This window comes from Mucilaginibacter calamicampi (assembly GCF_042676765.1).
Taxonomy (GTDB): domain Bacteria; phylum Bacteroidota; class Bacteroidia; order Sphingobacteriales; family Sphingobacteriaceae; genus Mucilaginibacter; species Mucilaginibacter calamicampi.
The window spans coordinates 16,162-35,855 of record NZ_JBHTHU010000002.1 but is presented as its reverse complement, the minus strand read 5'-3'; the positions used below and the strand labels follow the sequence as shown (position 1 = coordinate 35,855).

Annotated in this window: 22 protein-coding genes; 18 read left to right on the top strand and 4 right to left on the bottom strand. The window is 41.7% G+C overall.

Going from position 1 to position 19,694, the window contains the following annotated elements:
* Positions 1 to 3: 3 nt before the first annotated feature.
* Positions 4 to 942 carry a chitinase gene (locus ACFQZS_RS04265; RefSeq protein ID WP_377097622.1) on the bottom strand — a complete coding sequence of 313 codons (939 nt, stop codon included), beginning with the start codon at positions 940 to 942 and terminating at the stop codon, positions 4 to 6.
* A 144-nt stretch (positions 943 to 1,086) separates the two neighbouring features.
* Between ACFQZS_RS04265 and ACFQZS_RS04260 the strand changes: the two genes are divergently transcribed.
* From ACFQZS_RS04260 to ACFQZS_RS04250, 3 genes are all read left to right on the top strand, one after another.
* The gene (locus ACFQZS_RS04260; RefSeq protein ID WP_377097620.1) at positions 1,087 to 1,644 is read left to right on the top strand and encodes a cob(I)yrinic acid a,c-diamide adenosyltransferase; all 558 of its coding nucleotides are present in this window, start codon (positions 1,087 to 1,089) and stop codon (positions 1,642 to 1,644) included.
* An 84-nt stretch (positions 1,645 to 1,728) separates the two neighbouring features.
* The gene (locus ACFQZS_RS04255; protein ID WP_002996718.1) at positions 1,729 to 1,950 is read left to right on the top strand and encodes a DUF2795 domain-containing protein; all 222 of its coding nucleotides are present in this window, start codon (positions 1,729 to 1,731) and stop codon (positions 1,948 to 1,950) included.
* A 124-nt stretch (positions 1,951 to 2,074) separates the two neighbouring features.
* The gene (locus tag ACFQZS_RS04250) at positions 2,075 to 2,224 is read left to right on the top strand and encodes a lmo0937 family membrane protein (RefSeq protein ID WP_377097618.1); all 150 of its coding nucleotides are present in this window, start codon (positions 2,075 to 2,077) and stop codon (positions 2,222 to 2,224) included.
* Positions 2,225 to 2,303: 79 nt separating this feature from the next.
* Here the strand turns inward: ACFQZS_RS04250 and dprA are convergent, their stop codons facing one another.
* On the bottom strand, positions 2,304 to 3,401 hold the full coding sequence (gene dprA, locus ACFQZS_RS04245; protein ID WP_377097616.1) for a DNA-processing protein DprA: 1,098 nt from the start codon (positions 3,399 to 3,401) through the stop codon (positions 2,304 to 2,306).
* Positions 3,402 to 3,595: 194 nt separating this feature from the next.
* On the opposite strand from dprA, the gene ACFQZS_RS04240 reads away from it, so the two are divergent.
* The 4 genes from ACFQZS_RS04240 (at position 3,596) to ACFQZS_RS04225 (ending at position 7,192) form a co-directional block, all read left to right on the top strand.
* Positions 3,596 to 3,973 carry a BlaI/MecI/CopY family transcriptional regulator gene (locus ACFQZS_RS04240; RefSeq protein WP_377097614.1) on the top strand — a complete coding sequence of 126 codons (378 nt, stop codon included), beginning with the start codon at positions 3,596 to 3,598 and terminating at the stop codon, positions 3,971 to 3,973.
* A complete protein-coding gene (locus ACFQZS_RS04235) occupies positions 3,970 to 5,937 on the top strand; it encodes a M56 family metallopeptidase (protein ID WP_377097612.1) in 1,968 nt (655 codons plus the stop codon). Before ACFQZS_RS04240 ends, ACFQZS_RS04235 begins: the two co-directional genes overlap by 4 nt.
* Before the next feature lie 41 nt (positions 5,938 to 5,978).
* Positions 5,979 to 6,740 carry a hypothetical protein gene (locus ACFQZS_RS04230; protein WP_377097610.1) on the top strand — a complete coding sequence of 254 codons (762 nt, stop codon included), beginning with the start codon at positions 5,979 to 5,981 and terminating at the stop codon, positions 6,738 to 6,740.
* A gap of 119 nt (positions 6,741 to 6,859) precedes the next feature.
* The gene (locus tag ACFQZS_RS04225; protein WP_377097608.1) at positions 6,860 to 7,192 is read left to right on the top strand and encodes a hypothetical protein; all 333 of its coding nucleotides are present in this window, start codon (positions 6,860 to 6,862) and stop codon (positions 7,190 to 7,192) included.
* Positions 7,193 to 7,203: 11 nt separating this feature from the next.
* On the opposite strand, the gene ACFQZS_RS04220 is transcribed toward ACFQZS_RS04225, so the two are convergent.
* On the bottom strand, positions 7,204 to 7,896 hold the full coding sequence (locus tag ACFQZS_RS04220; RefSeq protein ID WP_377097606.1) for a hypothetical protein: 693 nt from the start codon (positions 7,894 to 7,896) through the stop codon (positions 7,204 to 7,206).
* Between the two features lie 73 nt (positions 7,897 to 7,969).
* On the opposite strand from ACFQZS_RS04220, the gene ACFQZS_RS04215 reads away from it, so the two are divergent.
* The 11 genes from ACFQZS_RS04215 to ACFQZS_RS04165 all read left to right on the top strand — a co-directional run bounded on the left by ACFQZS_RS04215 (position 7,970) and on the right by ACFQZS_RS04165 (position 19,212).
* Positions 7,970 to 8,536 (top strand): acyl-CoA thioesterase, encoded by a 567-nt coding sequence (locus ACFQZS_RS04215; protein WP_377097605.1) that lies wholly within the window; start codon positions 7,970 to 7,972, stop codon positions 8,534 to 8,536.
* A 108-nt stretch (positions 8,537 to 8,644) separates the two neighbouring features.
* Positions 8,645 to 9,721 (top strand): fatty acid desaturase, encoded by a 1,077-nt coding sequence (locus ACFQZS_RS04210; protein WP_377097604.1) that lies wholly within the window; start codon positions 8,645 to 8,647, stop codon positions 9,719 to 9,721.
* Positions 9,722 to 9,856: 135 nt separating this feature from the next.
* Positions 9,857 to 11,401, top strand: a complete 1,545-nt coding sequence (locus tag ACFQZS_RS04205; protein ID WP_377097603.1) for a hypothetical protein — start codon at positions 9,857 to 9,859, stop codon at positions 11,399 to 11,401.
* A gap of 99 nt (positions 11,402 to 11,500) precedes the next feature.
* Positions 11,501 to 12,652: a Gfo/Idh/MocA family protein gene (locus ACFQZS_RS04200; protein ID WP_377097601.1), complete on the top strand. Its 1,152-nt coding sequence runs from the start codon at positions 11,501 to 11,503 to the stop codon at positions 12,650 to 12,652.
* A gap of 6 nt (positions 12,653 to 12,658) precedes the next feature.
* Positions 12,659 to 13,714, top strand: coding sequence for a sugar phosphate isomerase/epimerase family protein (locus tag ACFQZS_RS04195; protein ID WP_377097599.1), 1,056 nt, complete (start codon positions 12,659 to 12,661; stop codon positions 13,712 to 13,714).
* A gap of 129 nt (positions 13,715 to 13,843) precedes the next feature.
* Entirely contained in the window at positions 13,844 to 15,049 is a 1,206-nt protein-coding gene (locus tag ACFQZS_RS04190; protein WP_377097597.1) for an MFS transporter, read from the top strand.
* Positions 15,050 to 15,117: 68 nt separating this feature from the next.
* On the top strand, positions 15,118 to 15,876 hold the full coding sequence (locus tag ACFQZS_RS04185) for an ABC transporter ATP-binding protein (protein WP_377097595.1): 759 nt from the start codon (positions 15,118 to 15,120) through the stop codon (positions 15,874 to 15,876).
* 87 nt (positions 15,877 to 15,963) lie between these two features.
* Positions 15,964 to 17,922 (top strand): M1 family metallopeptidase, encoded by a 1,959-nt coding sequence (locus ACFQZS_RS04180; RefSeq protein WP_377097593.1) that lies wholly within the window; start codon positions 15,964 to 15,966, stop codon positions 17,920 to 17,922.
* Between the two features lie 60 nt (positions 17,923 to 17,982).
* A complete protein-coding gene (locus ACFQZS_RS04175; protein WP_377097591.1) occupies positions 17,983 to 18,219 on the top strand; it encodes a hypothetical protein in 237 nt (78 codons plus the stop codon).
* Positions 18,220 to 18,304: 85 nt separating this feature from the next.
* Entirely contained in the window at positions 18,305 to 18,820 is a 516-nt protein-coding gene (locus ACFQZS_RS04170) for a hypothetical protein (RefSeq protein ID WP_377097589.1), read from the top strand.
* A 23-nt stretch (positions 18,821 to 18,843) separates the two neighbouring features.
* On the top strand, positions 18,844 to 19,212 hold the full coding sequence (locus tag ACFQZS_RS04165; RefSeq protein ID WP_377097587.1) for a chorismate mutase: 369 nt from the start codon (positions 18,844 to 18,846) through the stop codon (positions 19,210 to 19,212).
* A 7-nt stretch (positions 19,213 to 19,219) separates the two neighbouring features.
* On the opposite strand, the gene ACFQZS_RS04160 is transcribed toward ACFQZS_RS04165, so the two are convergent.
* A complete protein-coding gene (locus ACFQZS_RS04160) occupies positions 19,220 to 19,600 on the bottom strand; it encodes a DUF2784 domain-containing protein (RefSeq protein WP_377097585.1) in 381 nt (126 codons plus the stop codon).
* Positions 19,601 to 19,694 lie beyond the last annotated feature (94 nt).

Here is a 19,694-nt window from a genome sequence, read left to right as displayed (position 1 = left end):
TTTTTAATACGTATAAAACGCCATCTTTCCGCAAGAACAGGCACAGTTAGGATCGGTAACACCAAGTTTACTTAAAAAATGCTGATAGAAAGCTATCCTGTCGTTCATGCCCTCATTTTCATCTTTATTACATTCCACGGCTCCATTTATAATATTAATGGTCATGCCGAAGCCAGGTGTACGGCCCTTTGATTTGTCTGCTGCATTGGGTTGCCACTTTCCTATCATCACATCATGTGCCGATGGTTTATGCGTTTCGGGCATCATCCAAAACCAAATGGCTACTTTAAATGCGGTAACGGCGTCGTTTTCTACCTTGTCCGGATCATTCAGCAATATGTTTTTATCCCCGAAAATACAATCAGAGGCCTTGCCATAATTGCCGTTATAACTTAATTGCATGGGCCCGCGGCCGTAGTATTTTTTTCCTTTTACCTGCGGATATTCATCGCTCTCGCCATAATAATCTAATGATGTATTGGCCTCGTGGCGCAACATTAAACCGTCGGTGTAAGTTCCGTTCTCACCATGCCTTGTTTCATGCGCTATATGGGCGAAAAATGCTGCCAGTTCCTTTCTATTGGTTAGCGAATCCGCCCCGGTGCAAAAATTGCCGTAATCAACTGTAAATATGCTATCGGGCTTTACTTTGGCCCAGGGTTCGTTCCAATCTATATCTTGTCTTACTACCGCGTCTTTATCGGTAGCTTTATCTGTCCGCACTATTTGATATACCGACAATGCCCTGCGCGATACCTTTACTTTGATCTTCCCTAATTCGTCAACAGCCTGTATAAATGCTTGATAAGTATAGAAAGTATCCCGTTGCGGAAAAAGCTCGTTAAACTGCTTTTCGGTTATCAAAAATGATGGAGCTGGAAGTAAATTATCGCCCGTAACTTTTAATTTGGTGTTACCGCATTTAAAGCTTGATAACAACATAAAAAAAACGATTGTAAAAGATAACCTGGTTAATAATATGGCTGAGCGCATAGATAAGTTATTTGACTGTAAAAATACCGTTGTTTATTTTACATATAAAATATTGTACCAATTAATAGCTAAGTTTAAGCTACATTTAAACGAATGAAGATCTACACCAAAACAGGCGACAAAGGCTATACTTCTCTTATCGGCGGAACACGCGTGCCTAAACATCATGTTCGCATTGAAAGCTATGGAACGATAGATGAGCTGAACTCGTGGATAGGATTGATCAGAGATCAGCAAATTGATACTGCACATAAAGAAATTCTAAAGCAAATACAGGAAACATTGTTTGTAATAGGCTCGCAACTGGCGGCAGACCCTGAGCGTTCTAAAATGTCGCTGCCGGAGTTGGATGCAGGTGAAGCAGAGTTGTTAGAAAAAGCGATTGATAATATGAATGAGGGTTTGCCTGATCTAACTCATTTTATTTTACCCGGAGGTAGCACCGTTGTATCTTACTGCCACCTTGCACGTTGTGTTTGCCGCCGTGCCGAACGCGCAGTTACTCATCTTGCAGAAAACAGTACGGTTAATGATTTGACGATTATTTATCTGAACAGGCTGAGCGACTACCTTTTTGTTTTAGGCCGTAAACTGGCAAATGAACTTAATGTCGCTGAAAATCAATGGATTCCGGAGAGAAAAAAAAATTAAAAAAATATCTTGATAAACGATATAAAAATATTATACTTTTGCGAAAATTGAAACTCAATCAAATAACTAAAATATAGATAGAATATGTACTGGACACTTGAATTGGCATCTCACCTGGAGGATGCACCATGGCCTGCCACCAAAGACGAATTAATTGACTATGCTATACGTTCGGGCGCTCCTGTTGAGGTTATTGAAAACCTGCAGGCATTAGAAGACGACGGCGAGCCGTACGAAAATATTGAAGAGATATGGCCTGATTACCCTACAAAAGATGACTTCTTTTTTAACGAAGACGAGTATTAAAACGGTCAAAATATAAGTTAAAAACCGCTCTGATAGCTTTCAGAGCGGTTTTTTTGTTTAGTGCCTTTTTTTGGAATGGTTTTAGTATTTGCCCCAATATTATTCACAACTAAAACTTATAATCATGAGAAGTTTGCTTTACATCATCGCCGTTATTTTGGTAATTGGCTGGGTATTAGGATTTTTTGTTTATCCAACCGGCGGAAGTATAATACACGTATTGCTGGTAATTGCTATTATAGCAGTTCTTTTAGGGGTGATACGAAGAGCTTAGTTTTTTGAGAGTCAAGAAGCACGAATCAAGAGTTAAGACATATAAATTTTTGTGCTATCAATCTTGATTCTTGCTTCTATCACAAAGCCTTATACATTTTGCCCGGTAATGAGCGGATGTAGCCCTGCATTTCCATATTTAACAGGCCCATGGCTATCTGGCTCATGGGCATATTTATTTTAAGGCTAAGGTCATCAATGGCAACAGGCCCTTTATGTTGCTGTATCACATTAAATATCGTTTGCTCATCGGCAGACAGGTCAAAAGGGAGCATAAATTGCTCCACAGGTTTATTTTCTTCACTTCGCTCCCAGCCCAAACTGTAAGCCAGATCGGCAGCACAGGTAAGCAAAGCCGCTTTATTATGCCGGATAAGGAAGTTGCAACCTTCTGAATAAACATCATCAACCCTGCCCGGAAAAGCAAAAACATCCCGGTTGTAAGAATTTGCAATTTCGGCGGTTATTAGCGCCCCACCTTTTATACCTGCTTCAATTACAACAGTAGCATCGGCCATGCCGGCAACTATGCGGTTACGTTCGGGGAAATTCTCTCTGTCAGGTATCGTTCCTGATGGATACTCGCTCAATAATCCACCGTTATGCAGCATTTTATCCGCGGTTGCGCGGTTAGCAGCCGGATATAATCTATCCAGGCCGTGGCCCACTACGCCAACGGTAGTAACATTGTTTTTTAAGCACTCTTTGTGTGCGGCAACATCAATACCCAAAGCCAGGCCGCTTAGCACCAAAACATCATACTGTTTTAAATCCTCAACCAGTTGGCGGCACAGATCTTTTCCATATTCTGTAGCGTTACGTGTGCCAACAATACTAACCACACGCTGCTTATTAAAATCGGCATTGCCTTTACTATAAAGTAAAACGGGCGCATCAATACAATTCTTTAAGCGTTTAGGGTAGCGGGCATCGGTATAGAAAATAACATCGATTTCGTTTTTATCAATAAACTTCAACTCATGCGCTGCTTTTTGCAGGGCTTCATCAAAATTGAGCATTGATATCTTCTTCTCTCCTACACCAGGCACCTTCAATATTTTACTTGCAGAAGCCTTGAACACCGCTTCGGCGTCACCTAAATAACTTACTAATGACTTTGCAGACGCGGGCCCTATGCCCTTTAAAAATGTTAAAGCTATTTGATGGAGTTGTGACATGGTGTTTTTAATGTGCAGATATGCAAATGGGCAGATGTGCGGATGCAAAATATGGGATGATATGGATGTATGCAAATTTTCTTAGCAATTAATTGAAATGTGATTCATTGATCGCTTTTTAAAAAAACTACAAAAATAGTTTGCAAACTAGAAAAATAGTTTCTACCTTCACCTAACTACAAAAATAGTTTGCGATGAATATAAAAGAATTAACCAAAGCAGAAGAGCAGATAATGCAGATACTGTGGGCTTTAAAAGAAGGTATTGTAAAAGATATTCTTGAGCAGATGCCCGATCCTAAACCTGCCTACAACACCGTATCAACGGTGGTAAGGGTATTAGAAGGTAAGGGTTTTATTGACCATAAGGCCTACGGCAACTCGCACGTATACTTCCCCCTTATCAGCGAGGCAGCCTACCGCAAGTTCACCTTTGATAAAATGCTGACCAACTATTTCAGCAACTCTTATCAAAGCCTGGTATCGTTTATCGCCAACGAAAAAAAATTAGGCGTTAATGAACTGGACGAGCTAACCAAATTAATTGAGGACCTAAAAAACAAAAAGAAATGAACTGGCTGTATTACCTGGCAGAAGCTAACCTGTACCTATGTGTATTTTACCTAGCCTACTGTTTATTTTTAGTTAGAGAAACGCATTACCAGTTAAACCGGGCATACTTGTTACTAAGCTGCGTGATGGCATTTGTACTGCCTGTTTTACAAGTGGGTGCACTAAGACCAAATGTGCAGGAAAGTAATATGCCCGTGTTTTACCAAATTGCGCAGCCTGTACAATACGCTACGGAGGCCAACATTGCAATTACGCCTATTGCTGATGCACCGGCAGCATTTAATATTAACGATTATTTGTGGCTGGCCTATGTTGGCGGCGCGGTAATAGTGTTGCTATTATTAACGCTTAAGTTATACTCTGTATTTAAGCTGACCAGAAATAATAAGGCAGCTATGGGACGCTACAAAATAGTATATCTTAAAGATACAGACGTAGCCTTTTCATTCTTTAACTATCTGTTTATAGGTACGCGCGCTGCCGGGGCCAACACCATTATTACCCATGAGCTGGTGCACATAAAGCAAAAACATTCTGTAGATATTATGTTTTTGGAGTTGCTTAAGGTGATTTGCTGGTTTAATCCGTGTATTTATATGCTGCAAAGCAGCCTAAAAACCGTGCACGAATACATTGCTGATGAACAAACCGCCGCTACCGAAACCGACGCGTTAACCTACTCATCATTTTTAGTAAATAATGCCTACGGTACGGGTGGCTCATCTATTACGCATTCCTTCTTCAATTATAACCTTTTAAAAAAGAGAATTATTATGTTAAACCAACAACGCTCGGGTAAGTTAGCCAGGCTAAAATACCTTATTGCCCTGCCCGTGTGTGCAGGTTTGCTTTGCGCGTCTACTTTAGCCTTTAGCAAAACTTATGGCTGGGTAGATTTAAAGCCGGTGGCAAAAATTGCTTTGCCCGATACTTTGAAAACATCAAAGGGCTTTAAATACAAAGAGAAAATTTATTCAAAAAACGGCTACAAGTATTGTGATGTAATATTTTTTGAAGCCAACGGACAAACTAAAACTTTTACGTCCAATTCGATGACTGAGGCAAAGTTAATTCTGTTAAAACAGCACTATGACTATCAGTTCCCTGCGGGAACTGTTCCTCCACCCCCGCCGCCAATGCCTTCAAAACCAAAGTTCAATAAGATAAAGTCGCCGCAATATGGTAAAGTGGATCAGGTTAAATTTCCGCCGCCAATGCCTCCAAAACCAAAGTTCAATAAGCTAAAGTCGCCGCAATATGGTAAAGTGGATGAAGTTAAATTTCCACCACCCACAGTAAAAAACGCTAAAGGCGACCTGGGCAAACTTTCGCCACCTGAGCCGCCCAAGGCGAAAATTGACGTGGTAAAATTTCCACCGCCCGCTACAGGTGATTTAAAAACCAGTTCAACTGGTTATCAATACGAAGAAACGGGGTATTTGGTGGCAAGGAAAACAAATTTCAGGGTTATAATTCATGAAAAAAATGGTGAAGAAACCGCGTATTTCAGGAACACTGCAACAAAAGCACAGATACAACTACTTAAAGACAAGTATGGCTATACTTTTCCGGACATAAAAATTTACGATCAGTTACCGCCGCCGCCCCCAGCGCCCCCTGCTGCAAAACCGGGTGCGAAAACAACGGGCATTCAGCTTGGTGAAAAGAACAGTAATGGAGGTGTAGCAACCAAAATGGGGCTTAACAATGTTGTTTATGATACACAAGAGGCCAATACAAAGCGTAGGTTTTTGCCTTTAATAATAGTTAACAACCAGCGTTATACACTTAGTAAGGACCTTCAGAAGCGATATGAAAACGGCGAACACCTTGTATTCTCGGCTACTGATTCAACGATTGCCTACGTAAGGAATACACCCTATGCTATTTCAAAGTGGGGGCCTGATGCTACCGAAGGTGTGTTGAGCCTTTATGGAAAAACATCAATTACAACTACAAAATAGTAAAGTTCATTTCGCTGATTACCAACCTAAATATCTTGAATATGAGAAAGACAGTTCTGCTTACCTTAATAGTTTTGGCAGCAGCAACAGCAACTAACGCGCAAAAACTCCCTAACGTGCAAAAAGAGAGCTTACGTGCACCTGTAAATATTAAAATTGACGGTAAAGCAACAGAGTGGGATAACAAATTTAAAGCGCAAAACAGTGCTACAGAACTTTTGTATACCTTATCAAATGATGATGAAAATTTGTATCTGACGGTGCAAACTAAGTTTAAAGATGTGATTGACAAAATAATGCGTGGCGGCATTACTTTGAACGTAAATTCAACAATTGACAGAAAAAGCGGGAACCAAATCTCGTTAACCTATCCGTCATTTGATCAGGCAGGTGCATCAAAAGTTACCAATATGCTTGTAGTTAAGAATTACCCAAAAGCCAACCTGGATGAAGAGCCTGTATCTATTGATAATTTAAATAAAGCATTTGCATCCCAATCAAAAGTTATTGATGTTAAGGGTATTAATGGTATACCAAACGGAGAAGTTTCGATTTATAACGAAAATGGCATACAGGTTGCCGCGCATTTTGATGACGAATACGGTTATACTTGCGAGCTCGCCATCCCTGTAAAATATTTATCCTTACCCGACAATGGCAGTAAGCCTTTCAGTTATCAGCTAAAGGTGAACGAACCAAAACAATTTTCGCCAAAAGCCGGAAACAGACCACCGCCGCCTATGAAGATGACCTCGGTAGCTGCTACAGATACCTGGGGTGAGTATACACTGGCGAAGAAATAATATCTCAATGAGTGGTTCACAGAAATGTGAACCACTTTTTATTACTTATGGGATGGGGCACAACAAAAAAGCTAAAACCTTGTTATAGTAATATTAGCTTATCCTAAAACATAGATGCTATGCAATCACCACGAAAAAAAAGTTTTAAAAAGATCACTAAATATGTTCTGGCGGGCGCGTTAACATTTGGCTTAACCCAAATAAGTGCTTCGGTAATGGCGCAAAGCGCACCACCTGCACCCCCGCCACCAGATAAGGTGTTTAAGAAAGTGGGGGCTGATCTTAAAAGAATAAATCCTTTTAAGAAAGGAAAAACGCCACCCGCACCTGGTGCAAAAGCAGGCTTACCTTCACCGGGTACGCCGCCTGCAGGTGGGCCTCCAGCCCCGCCCAATCCATTAAATTTATTTAAAAAGAAACCTGCTGCTCCGCCAAAACCACCGGGAGCATAAGTAACTTAATCTCAGGGGTTCATATCAAGCTCGCCGTGTTTGTTTATTTGGCAAACTATAAAAATATGGCTTGATATGGGCTCTTTATTATAAGTAGCGGGCTTAAATGTTTTATCTTCCGGATAGAGTTGACCCGGATCAATTGATAACGTTCGTTTGTAATAATGTGCTACAAAATGCATTTTGAATTCGGCCACTTGCCCCATTGAAGTTATAAAAAGCTCAATTACCACATTCATATCGTCCGGGTCATAGCCTTGCAACTCCTGCGGCATTTTAAAAAACCGCAGATAAGGCAAAAATCCGAAGTAACGCCCCCCCTGCTTTAAAGGCTTTGTAATTATTATAGAATCGGTAGTTTTAGCTTCTATCTCGTATTTAAAGCTCGAGGTTGAATCTTCGGGCGCCTCATATATAAATTTGCCGGTATCGTAATTAAAAACCTGTATAAGTTTTTGTTTTTTATCAAAAAAACGCCATAAACCAACCCGCTTGTCATCAGCATATTTACCCTGTGCTAAAAGCACCTTTTTGCCATACATGGCTTGATAAACGCCCTGCTTCATTTGCCGGTCGGCAGTTATAACGGTATTGTACTTTTCTGTTACTTGTGATGTGATCTTGTTTTTGCGCACTACTTCGGTTTGTGCCAGGCAAACCTGTACCCCGCAAAACATCATTATCAAAATAAAAAACTTGCTCACCTCGGTTATTTTTTACAATATTATAAATTATTATACAACACCACCAACGTAAAACCCGCAACTAAATTCTATTATGCCCGCCATAAATAATGATCAGCCCTATAAATCTGTTAGTTTCTCTGAAACCGTGATTACCGAACTGATGATACCGTCCTATTCTAATTTTGGCGGAAAGATACATGGGGGCATTTTGCTTTCGCTGATGGATAAAGTGGCTTACGTTTGCGCGGCAAAGCACGCGGGCAATTACTGTGTAACAGCATCAATAGACACTGTAGATTTTTTGCAGCCCGTTGAAGTTGGCGAACTGGTGTCGTTAATGGCATCGGTAAATTACGTAGGTAAAACATCTCTGGTGGTAGGTATAAGAGTGATATCTGAGAATATTAAAACCAACACCGTTCAGCATACCAACACCAGCTACTTTACCATGGTGGCTAAGGATGAAGAAAATAAACCTGTTATGATACCCGGGCTCATTCTGCAAAACCGCGACCAGGTACGTCGTTTTATAGAGGCCAAGCGCCGCAGGCAAATAAAACAGAGTTATAAACAGGAAATAGACAGCATTACCGTGCCCGACGAATACGAACTTTGCCAGCAAATGCTAGCGGGTGAAAGATGCCAGATAGCCCAATAGTTTGCATAAAGCTTTTTTCTCTAAAATAAAAAACCTTTCAAGATAATTAATTGCATATATTACACTCCGATTACAAACCTAATATTCAAATTAATTTAAAATGATTTAATGGCTTTTATAAATAGAGTACTGGAACCACCTACGTACGGATGGAGTGATATGAGTGGTAACCTGGCGAAGCCAACCCCCAAGCAAATTTTCGCAGAGTTTTTCTCAAGATTGAATGTATTTAAAAATAAAAAGAACTGGCTCTCTTTTTTAAGCTGGATGATGATCGTGGTGCTTGCACCGTTCCTCCTCCTGTTCATTTTTAAATACTTTACTTTCAAATTATTGCTGGCAGCATTTTTTTACAGCATGATTGTTATGGGTACCCACGGCACCATATGGCACCACAGGTATTGCACCCATGGCGCCTATCAGTTCAGCAATAAATTCTGGCGCTTTTTTACGCAGAATCTTACCCTCAAAATTATTCCCGAAGAGATCTATGCGGTATCGCACCATGTGCATCATGCTTTGTCTGATCAGCCCGGCGATCCATATAATGCAGGCGGGGGCTTTTTATATTGCTTTTTGGCTGATGTAAATCATCAACCCATTAACCGTAACATGAGCGAAGCTGACTATGCCAAATGCGTAAACTTAATGAAGCATACAGGTGTAAATGTCAACACTTATGCGCAATACCAAAACTGGGGCACATTGGCTAACCCAACACGTACTTTAATTAGCGTAGCTTTAAGCTGGGGTTTTTGGTTTACTGCTTTTTACCTTATGGGCGGTATTGGGCTGGCTTGCGCATTGTTTGGTGCTGCCGGCTTTTGGGCGGTGGGTGTACGTACCTTTAATTACGAAGGGCACGGCAAAGGCGAAGACAAACGCAGGGACGGTGTAGATTATAATCGTAATGATATGTCTATTAATCAGTTATGGCCTGGTATTGTAGCGGGCGAATGGCATAACAATCACCATTTATTTCCAAAAAGCGCGCGGTCTGGTTTTAAACCTTACCAGGTAGATGGTGCATGGTATTACATAAAATTTATGAGCGTGATAGGTGCTGTTAAATCTTACAATGATTCAAAAAAGCAATTCTACCAGCAATATTGTAATGCTCAGGTTGTTCCAATACATGAAGAACCTATAATCGTAATACAAGAAGAAGTTGTGGTATCTGCGTAGCTTGTTGAAAAAAATACACCAGAATAAACTAGGGAGACATAGAAACTATGTCTCCTTTTTAATTGATTAGTGGCCTGTTTGTTAAGGGAATATTTACCTTTAGTGAACCGATTAGTCCTCAAATAAACTAAAATCATGATCAGGAAAGTATTTTATTTTTCCGCGCTTGCAATAGCTATAAGCTGCAGCGCTAACGCACAAAGCATTGGCATTTTTGAAGGCCAGGGCGATGTAGGTAACGTAAAACCTAAAGGAACAGCCACTTATAACGCGCAAAATCAGCAGTATACGCTTACATCGTCCGGTGCAAACGTATGGGGTACAGCAGATGCTTTTCATTTTTTATGGCGCAAAATAAAGGGCGACTTTATTTTAACTGCCAACGTGCGCTTTTTGCCACGCAAAGGTGCCAGCGAATACCGTAAGGTGGGTGTTATGGTGCGCTCTAACTTAAATGCAGGCTCAAAACATGTTGACGTTGCTACGCATGGCGGTAAACTGGTTGCTATGCAATATCGCGCTAAAGAGAACGACAGCACAAGGCAGGTAATATCAAAAGTAGAAAACGCTGATGTTATACAATTGGAGCGCCGCGGAAATAAATACAGAATGTGGGTAGCTAAACAAGGTAACCCGTTCACGGTGGATTCAATGACAACCGATGCAGTTGAAGACGAGGCTTACGTTGGTATATTTTTATGCGCCCATGATGCCAAGGCCGTGGAAAAAGCCGTATTCAGCAACGTAAGAATCACTGTACCTAACAAACTGGACTTTAAGCCATATACAGACTATATAGGCAGCAATGTTGAAATACTGGACCTGGCTACTAAAAACCGCAGGGTTATTTATCAGTACAATAAATCTATCCAGGCACCTAACTGGACGCGCGACGGAAAGAAATTATTATACAATCAGGACGACCTGCTTTATACCTATGATCTGGCCACTAATAAACCTACCCTGCTAAACACAGGCGAGGTTAAGCGCAACAATAATGACCACGTTATATCTTTCGACGGAAAAAGGTTGGCTATAAGCAGTTTTGGCGTGCGTGGTGGCCCGGATGGCGGGCGGTCAATAGGTTATGTTGTACCTATTACCGGGGGTGAGCCAAAACGTATTACAACCGTTGCTCCTTCTTACATTCATAGCTGGTCGCCCGATGATAAGGCTATAGTATTTATGAGCACCCGCAACGGCAACTCTGATATTTACAGCGTATCGCCGGATGGTGGTACTGAAACCAGATTAACAACTGACCCGGCTTACGATGATGGATGTGAATATACTCCTGACGGCAAATACATTTATTTTAACTCTGTACGTACGGGCCACATGCAGATATGGCGCATGAAACCTGATGGCAGCGAGCAAACCCAGGTTACACACAGCGAGTTTAACGACTGGTTCCCGCACATATCGCCTGATGGAAAATTCATCGTATACATCTCTTTCCTGCAAAACGAAGTAGGCCCTCAGGATCACCCTTTTTACAGGCATGTTTATTTACAGCGCATGCCAATAAGCGGCGGCAAACCCGAGGTCATAGCCTATTTATATGGCGGGCAGGGCACCATCAATACACCTTCGTTTTCGCCTGATGGTAAACAAGTAGCATTTGTAAGTAATACCGATCTTTTGTTTCCATTATTTCCTATCGAGTATCAAAAAAAATAGTATAATTGTTACCTTGCATTGCAATGGCAAAGCTTACACTTTAAACAAAGTGTGGGCTTTGCCATTGTTACCAATTAAACTAAAAATCAGAACTAAAAAATGAAATTAAGACTTGGAATGGTGGGTGGCGGACAAGGTGCCTTTATTGGCGCTGTACACCGTATAGCCGCCCGCATTGACGACGACTATGAATTGGTTTGCGGTGCTTTTAGCAGCAACGCCGAAAAATCTAAAGCAAGCGGCATTGCGCTTGGTATTTCAGCAGACAGGGCTTACGGATCATACGAAGAAATGATCCAAAAGGAAAAGCAGCTGCCTGAAGACCAACGCGTACAGGTGATAAGCATTGTTACACCCAACCACGCTCACTTTGGCCCTACCAAAATGGCTTTGGAGAATGGCTTCCACGTTATTTTAGATAAGCCCATGACGTTCTCATTGGCCGAAGCCAAAGAGCTGGAAAAAGTAGTTGCCGCAAGTGATAAATTATTCTGCCTTACCCATACCTACACCGGCTATCCTATGGTAAAAGAAGCCCGTCAGTTAGCCGTTACAGGTAAGTTAGGCACTATCCGTAAAATATATGTGGAGTACCCACAAGGCTGGTTAAGCAGCTTTTTGGAGGGCGAGGATAATAAGCAAGCTTCATGGCGTACTGATCCGGGTAAAAGCGGTATTGCAGGCTGTATGGGCGATATAGGTACCCATGCATTTAACCTTTGCGAGTATGTCACCGGTTTACAGGTTACCCAACTTTGTGCAGATCTGAACATTGTTGTTGAGGGCCGCAAGCTGGATGATGATGGCTCTGTGTTGATGAAATTAGATAACGGTGCAAGCGCTGTTTTAACCGCATCGCAAATTGCCATAGGCGAAGAGAACAATGTTAAAATTAGAGTTTATGGTGATAAGGCAGGTTTGGAGTGGGAACAATGGGATGCCAACACACTCAAAGTTAAATACGCTGACAAGCCTACCGAAATATGGCGCACAGGTGCCGGTTACTTAAGCTCGCACGCCGGGCATAATACCCGTACGCCGGGCGGTCACCCCGAAGGTTATCTTGAAGCGTTTGCTAACCTTTACCATAACTTCGCTTTAACCATTAAAGCAGGTATTGAAGGTAAAGAAGCAGCTGCCGAAGCAAAAGATTTTCCGGGCATTAGCGACGGATTAAGAGGTATGGCATTTATTGAAAATGTTATCGCGTCAGGAAAATCAGATCTTAAATGGACTAAATTCACTGTATAAAATTCTATGAAAACTATTAAAGGACCTGCTATATTTTTAGCACAGTTTTTAGGTGATAAACCGCCTTTTGATACTTTAGATGACATTTGCAAATGGGCTGCAGGCCTGGGCTTTAAAGGCGTACAGATACCTACATGGGCAGGTAACTATTTCGACCTGAAACAAGCGGCCGAAAGCAAAACCTATGCTGATGAAATAAAAGGCAAAGTAGCCAGCTATGGCCTGGAGATAACCGAACTTTCTACGCACTTACAGGGACAGTTAGTGGCTGTACATCCTGCTTATGACGACCTGTTTGATGGCTTCGCTCCTGCCGAATATCATAAAAACCCAAAGGCACGCCAGGAATGGGCAGTGCAGCAACTAAAATACGCTGCTAAGGCGTCTAACAATTTAGGACTTAACGCGCACGTTACTTTTAGCGGTGCCTTACTTTGGCCAACTGTTTATCCATGGCCACAGCGCCCTGCGGGTTTGGTTGAAACCGGCTTTACCGAACTGGCTAACCGCTGGAAACCGATATTGGATGTATTTGATGAGAACGGCGTTGACGTTTGTTATGAGATACACCCCGGCGAAGATCTGCACGACGGTATAAGCTATGAAATGTTCTTAGAGAAGGTGAACAATCATAAGCGTGCCTGTTTATTGTATGATCCATCGCACTTTGTATTGCAATGTTTAGATTATCTTGATTTTATTGACATCTACCACGAGCGTATCAAAATGTTCCACGTTAAGGATGCGGAGTTTAACCCAACCGGACGCCAGGGAGTTTATGGCGGTTACCAGAACTGGGTTGAGCGCGCGGGCCGTTTCCGTTCTTTAGGTGATGGACAGGTTGACTTTAAATCTATATTTAGTAAAATGGCACAGTACAACTTCGGCGGATGGGCCGTTATGGAGTGGGAATGTGCTATGAAACACCCTGAAGATGGTGCAAGAGAAGGCGCTATCTTTATTAAAGATCACATTATCCGTGTTACCGAAAAAGCATTTGATGATTTTGCAGGTACCGGCTCCGACGAGGAATTTAATAAAAGAGTGTTGGGTATAAAATAGAGATTGAAGATTAGTGATTAAAGATTGGTGACCGGCTAATTGTTCCAACTACCAATCTTTAATCACCAATCTTTACCCAAAAGCTAACTAATTAAACAAACCGATTATAAACCTAAAATTAAAAGAAGAATGCAAATTAACCGACAACAGTTATTTATAGCAAGTTGCCTTGCTTTAATGGTAACGGGCCTTTCCTTTGGCATAAGGGCAGGTATTTTAGACCAACTTGGAGTTGCCTTTCAATTAGATAAGAGTCAACTAGCATCAATAACAGCAACCGCTTTCTGGGGCTTTCCACTGGCCATTGTTATAGGCGGATTGGTAGTTGACATAATTGGAATGAAAAAATTGCTGGTAGCAGCATTTATCTTTCATTTCCTTGGTATCATCCTTACTGTGTTTGCAAGCGGATTTTGGACGCTTTTCCTGTCAACGCTATTGGTGGGTTTAGCTAACGGTACCGTTGAAGCAGCTTGTAACCCTTTGGTTGCCGGCATGTACACGGAAGAAAAAACTACTAAGCTTAACCACTTTCACCTTTGGTTTCCAAGTGGAATTGTTATAGGTACGGTAATTGCATTTGCCCTTAATAAAGCGGGAATAGGATGGCAAGTACAGGTTGGCACTATGTTGATACCTACTATTTATTACGGCTATCTGTTTTCTAAATTGGATTTTCCGGTTACCGAACGTGTTGCTTCGGGCGTTAGCTACGGTGGTATGATAGCTGCAGTAGCCAATCCATTATTTATAGTAATGTTTATTTTGATGTTTGGTACAGCCATAACCGAGTTATTTACCGGTCAATGGATCAATGTATTATTGAAAAACGTAACAGACAATGCCTTACTATTATTAACACTTGAAACAGGTGTTATGGTGCTGGGCCGTGCTTTTGCAAAACCGGTACTTAAAATGATAACCCCGCAAGCACTTTTGGTTGTATCTGCAGCCTTGGCAGCCTTAGGTATATTTATGTTCACGGTAGTAACCGGCCCTATGCTATACCTTGCAGCAATTATATTTGGTATGGGTGTATGTTTCTTCTGGCCAACTATGTTGGGTTTTGTTAATACAAACCTTCCTAAAACCGGAGCTTTGGGCTTAAACCTTATGGGTGGTGCCGGTATGTTTGCGGTATCAATATTCACCTTAATTATGGGCGATTATTATGACAGCATACAAAAGAGCGCAGGTGGAAATGAGACACTGGCGGGTCAGGCTGTTTTAAAAGCTACTTTAGTAATACCTATTTTTCTTGTAGTAGCCTTTGTTGTATTGGTGATGTATATGAAAGGCCGCAGTAAAAAAACTGCTGCTGCCGTGCAGGCATAAGTAAGTAGACGCTTAAACAAAAATAGCGGTGGGTTTGATACCCATCGCTATTTTTGTTTAATTGCATAATGCAAACCGCTATAAAACTCGATAATATTTCTAAAACGTTCAATCACGGCAAACCCACACAGGTTGATGCAATAAAAGATGTTGGCCTTACAATCCAAAGTGGTGAGTTTGTTGTAATAGTAGGTTCAAACGGCTCGGGTAAAACAACTTTGCTAAACCTTATATCGGGCAGCATCCCTCCTTCATCAGGCATCATCAGCATAAACGATGCTGACGTTACCAAATTGGCCGACCATGAGCGTAGTAAATGGATAGCGCGCGTTTTTCAAAACCCGCTGAGCGGTACAGCATCCGAGTTAAGTATTTTAGATAATTTCCGCTTGGCAGCCATACGCACTAAAGCAAAAGGCCTCACTATTGGCGTTAATAACGCATTTAAAGCTGCTGTGCGCAATAAGGTGGCAACACTGGGCATGGGGCTTGAAAACAAAATTGAACAGCCCATGGGTACGTTATCAGGCGGACAGCGGCAGGCTTTAACACTTTTAATGAGTGTTATGGATGAGTGCAAAGTATTATTACTTGATGAACCCACAGCAGCCTTAGATCCACGCTCGGCGGCAGTTGTAATGCAAACCGCTGATAAGCTAAGCAAAGAGTTTAACCTGACAACTATTTTGGTTACGCACAACCTTAAGGATGCCTTTACCTACGGCAACCGCATTATTCAAATGGCTGAAGGGTTGGTGATAAAAGACCATGATGCTAAAGCAAAGAATGGTCTGACTCAAAACGATCTGTTTGATTGGTTTAGTTAACCGCCAGGGCCAACAGCCTGATAATCAACGTTGCGCTACCCGTTATTTTTCGCTTTATTTGCAGTAAACTAATATTGATTAAACTGAATGTACTTTTTTAGAATATCTCTTATAGCAGTTCTTTCTTTCGCTTCTTCGTTATGCTATGCCCAATACGCGTCAAATACCGAATATAACCACCAGGAGCTTTTTGGCCCTATAAATTGGCCGTCACCGGGCGAAAGCCGCACAGCCAGCGGCAAACCATCTGAGCGCTATTGGCAAAACCGGGCCGATTACCAGATACGCGCCACTCTTCATGAAGGATCGCAGGACACAACCATTAATGGCGAGGTAAATATAACTTATACTAATAACAGCCCCGACGAGCTGGAATACCTTTGGTTACAATTAGATCAGAATTTGTTCAAGCCGGATTCGCGCGGCGCTGCCAGTACGCCGGTAACCGGCGATCGTTTTGATGTAAAGGGTTTCAACCGGGGCGGTGTACGTATAGCTTCTGTAAATATTACTTATAAAGGGCAAACCTATTCGCTAAATCCTGTAATTACTGACGCGCGCATGCAGCTTCGGCTTAACAAAGCGCTTGGGGCTAAAGGCGATAAAATTCAGGTAAAAATTGAGTATAATTTTTCAATTCCGCTATACGGAGCGGATCGTATGGGGCGGAAAAAGTTCAATCAAGGCTATGTTTACGAAATAGCGCAGTGGTACCCACGAATGTGCGTTTATGATGATGTAGAAGGTTGGAATACGCTGCCTTATATGGGGCTGGGAGAGTTTTATTGTGATTACGGCGACTTCGACTACTACATAACAGCTCCCGGTGATATGATTGTAGTAGGTTCGGGCGATTTGCAAAATGCGGCGGAAGTACTTACTCCCCTACAACTAAAACGTTTAAACGAAGCGAGGAACAGCGATAAAACAGTAATGCTGATAACAGAAAAAGAGGTTGGGGATAAGTCGACACACCTCGGCAAAGAAACCCTTACCTGGCACTTTAAAATGGATAACAGCCGCGATGTTGCCTGGGCGGCATCGAAAGCTTTTATATGGGATGCGGCCAGCGTAAATCTCCCTTCGGGCCGTAAAGCTATTGCTATGTCGGCCTATCCAAAAGAGAGCGCAGGTAATGATGCCTGGGGCCGCTCAACCGAGTATCTGAAAAACAGTATGGAGATCTACTCAAAAAAATATTTTGAGTACCCCTGGAATTCAGCTGTAAATGTTTCGGGTGTTGCACTGGGAATGGAGTATCCGGGTATTATATTTTGCTTAAGCAACTATAAAAACGGTAAATTATGGGGCGATGTTACCCATGAAATAGGCCATAACTGGTTCCCGATGATAGTTGGCTCCAACGAGCGTAAATACATGTGGCAGGATGAAGGTTTTAACACTTTCATCAACGATTACGCCGCAAAAGAATTTAACAACGGCGAATATTTTAGTGCCACCGAGCTAAACGCGCAAAGTGTTTTGCAACAATATAAAAGCAGTAAAGACCCTTTGATGACGCCTCCCGAGGCAATCGGTTTAAATGATTACGGCCAATACTATGTTAAAACCGCGCTGGGCTTAAAAATGCTGCGAAACGTTGTACTGGGTGCGGACAGGTTTGATTACGCCTTTAATCAGTACATAAAAAACTGGGCCATGAAACACCCCACCCCTTATGACTTTTTCAGAGCGATGAATAACGCAGCGGGTGAAGACCTTAACTGGTTTTGGAAAGAATGGTTTTTTACCACATGGAAGTTAGACCAGGCTATTGAGGGGGTTAGGTACGATGACGATGATTCAACAAGAGGCGCTTTAATTACCATCGTTAATAAAGGAAAAATGGCCATGCCTGTTGATTTGAGGATCACCCTGAGCAATGGCAGGTATGAAAATATACAATTACCGGTTAACGTTTGGCAAAGAGGCAGCGTGTGGACATTTAAGTTTCCATCTAAACTCACCATAAAAAGCATTGTAATAGACCCTAACGGCGAACTTCCGGACGCGGACCTGCGCAATAATGAATGGAAGGCCAATTAATTACGCAACAATATGCTTTTATAATGGTTTACTCTAAACGTTAAGCTATTATATCTGCCAATGGAAAAGTTTGAAATATCAGTTAACACTACGGGCGGACACCGCCACTTTGAGGTTAAAGACTATATGCATCATGATGGTGAAAGCTGCAAATATGAAGTGTTTGAGAATGGCCAGTTTATAGGGAGCTTTGAACCGGATGCCCATCGCCACCTGCATATTTGTAAAGACGCGGGTGTGTTAAAAGCGGAGTTACTTCATAGCATAGCCGAGCAATTGGAGCGTTATAGTATCTAGCAGAGCATATTATAGCTGATAATGTGGTATTACTGAAGGATTTTTATTAATTTTAGTAATCCTTTCACTTTTAAACATTTATGCCATGCCTAACCACCTTTCTCCGCTGGGTATCATCCATACCGCCATTAGTATTTTAGCACTTTTAGTTGCGTTTTATTGTCTTTTTAAAGACGGTAAGATCCTGCCATCAAATGATCGTGGTAAATTGTACATTGTGCTAACTGCAGTAACCTGCATAACCGGTTTTCCGATAATGAGAACGGGCCATTTTACGCAGGCACATGGCCTTGGCATCCTGGTTTTGATTTTATTGCCCTTGGGTATGTATGCAAATTATATAAAAGCTTTTGGCAAGGCAGCTAAATATTTTCAGGTTGCTATAATGTCTACTACGCTGTTTTTGTCATTCGTTCCCGCTATAGTTGAAACTTTAACCCGCTTGCCAATAAGCCACCCAATAGCTACAGGTCCGAATGATATGCCTGTGCAAACAGGCCTGGGAATTTTGTTTACATCATATATTATTGGTCTTATATATCAGTTCAGAAAACTAAGATCAAGTCAGCAGTCGGCAACTTCTCCAAACGGAATAGTTTAAAAATCATCCCTCTTATCTTTTCTATGAAAGCTCGTTTATTATCAATCGCTTTTGGCCTTTTATTATCAGGCGCGGGTGTTGCCTATAGTCAAAGTGCCCCACCCGCTGCTGTTGATGCCGCGCTAAAGGTTCACCGCCAAAAAATTGACAGTCTTGATGATCAGTTATTAAAGATCATTGGTTTAAGAGAGCAAATTGTAAAAGTGGTAGGCGTTTACAAGGCAAAAAACAATGTTCCTCCCTTGCAAGCAGCGCGCTTTCAACAGGTATTAGAAAAAAACATAGCCCTTGGTAAGCAAATGGGGCTTTCTGCAGCGTTTATTACCGAGTTGATGAATGCCATTCACAAAGAAAGCCTGCGTATTGAGGAGGAAGTAAAAACGCACAAGTAAACTTGACTTACGCGCGCTTTTTTCGCCGGGCAAAAAAATTAAGATACACCGATATTATCACGGCCGCAGCAAAGCTAACCGCAATTAAAATATCTATAAATTGTGTATTTACATCGCTGCCCGTTAACTTGTCGGCCCAATATTTTATAAATGAATTTGGCAGATTACGCTCGCCCAGTTTTTCTTTAACCTGCCATTGCCAATCTGTAACGGGGCAATAGCCTATGCCATACCAAATTCCTAATATAAACCAGCATGAAGCCGTTATCATTATCACAATAAAATTGGCCATCCGCGTCTTTTTCCATATCCATCCAAAAAGATTAAACCCCACAATTATGATGTGGAAAATGGTGAGAAAGATGTCAAGTAGCTGCAGGCCTATCATGTTTATGGAGAAATAAAGATATACTTTTTACGTAGTTGTTATTCTGACAGCGCTGCAATAATCAATTTACAATCAAATTGACAATTTGCCCGCA